We start from the raw sequence: 1,387 nt of genomic DNA on the forward strand, positions 1-1,387 counted from the left end.
CCGCTGGCGGGCCTCCATATCCTCCCTGACACCGGCGTTGATGTCATCGAGAACGCTCACCCTTAGTGGCCGGAGTTCTTCAGCTTGCTGCCGCCCACACCGTATCCGGCCTTGCGCATGGCGAAGCCGATGATCAGGCCGATCGCCATGACAACGCCGCCTGCGATGAAGATCGTGATGTTGGCGATGACAAAGGCGATGGACATGATGAGCGCGCCGACGAGCATGACCAGGACGGTGGTCCAGGCCGCCGGGCTGTTGCCGTGGCCGGTCGGTTCGCTGTGATCGACGTCGTCGTACGAGTAGCCGGTGCCGGCAGCGGGCTTGGGTGCGGAAACAGGGGCGTTGCTCATTGGAATCTCCTCAGGGTGAATACTGCTTACATTCTGCCATTTATTGGCGGGGATATTTGCCGAGTTGCAGGCCGCCTTAACGGCTGCGTTGCCGGCTGCGCCCGCGGCATCAGCTCAGGTGGGGTCGTCACCGCGTGACAACCGGTCCCAGCTGTCGATCTCATCCGGCGGTCCGGCCGGCGCGGCGGATCCGNCGGCGGCGGTACCCGTGGCCGCGGTACCCGTGGCCGCGGTGTCATATTTCGTGCGCGACCTCCAGTAACGGCCCGCGGGGATGACCAGCAAGGCACTCAGTCCCAGCAACGTGCCGGCGGCGACGGCGAGAGCCGGGAAGGCGGTCACGTCCACCTGCACGTCGCTGCCCGTGATTCCGGTGGCGGCGGCGATGGAGCCCTGGGCTGCGGCCACCGGGTCGGCGATGACGATCGCGGCGGCGCTGACGATGCCGGCGGCCGCCAGCAGGATAAGCGCCGTGATGATCCAGCGGGCGATCCGGCCCGCGATCGAGGCTGCCAGTCCGCCGGCCAGGGCAACGAGGGCAAGCGCCGTCACGGTGGTGGCGGCTTTGCTGCCCTGGACGTGCAGGCCGTCCTGGCTGTTGACGGCCGCCCCGAGCTGGGCCGGGTCGAGGTGGACGATGAGCCAGGTCTGCGTCGTGGTGCCAAAGACGGCCAGCGCCAGGGCGGCGATGGCCAGGACCAGTGTGGATTTCCGCGCCCAACGGGGAATGACGGGGCTGGTGCTCTTGACCGTGGTGCCGCTCATGACTGCGCCCCGGCGTCGGAAATCGAATCGGCCGTGATGTTGCGCAGCGACTGGGCCGTATGGACAGCCCGCATCGGTGCGGCAGCTTTGTTGACGGTTTCGATCGCCTCGGTGGCGTTGACGGAGTCGGCCACAATGCCGCCGCCGGCCTGCACGTAGGCGCGTCCTTCCCGCAGCAGCGCCGAGCGGATGGCGATGGCCATGTCCATGTCGCCGGCGAAGTCGAGGTAGCCCACCACTCCCCCGTAAATCCCGCGGCGGTGCGGCTC

At 68.0% G+C, this 1,387-nt stretch carries 3 protein-coding genes; all 3 read right to left on the reverse strand.

The genetic code is table 11. The features are described from left to right. Positions 1–62: 62 nt before the first annotated feature. Positions 63–353: an HGxxPAAW family protein gene (locus tag K789_RS0114900; RefSeq protein ID WP_024367454.1), complete on the reverse strand. Its 291-nt coding sequence runs from the start codon at positions 351–353 to the stop codon at positions 63–65. 114 nt (positions 354–467) lie between these two features. Beyond that, complete coding sequence (locus K789_RS0114905) at positions 468–1,118, reverse strand: Trp biosynthesis-associated membrane protein (protein WP_024367455.1); 651 nt, start codon at positions 1,116–1,118, stop codon at positions 468–470. Beyond that, positions 1,115–1,387, reverse strand: a 273-nt coding sequence (locus tag K789_RS23245; protein ID WP_192815774.1) for a chorismate-binding protein, incomplete at its 5' end; no start/stop codon positions are given. The genes K789_RS0114905 and K789_RS23245, both read right to left, overlap by 4 nt.

The sequence above is a fragment of the Arthrobacter sp. TB 26 genome, assembly GCF_000427315.1.
Taxonomy (GTDB): Bacteria; Actinomycetota; Actinomycetes; order Actinomycetales; family Micrococcaceae; genus Arthrobacter.

Bases quoted from the DNA above. Each gene is read 5' to 3' on its own strand.
- K789_RS0114900 (WP_024367454.1), bottom strand. From the start codon at position 353: ATGAGCAACGCCCCTGTTTCCGCACCCAAGCCCGCTGCCGGCACCGGC.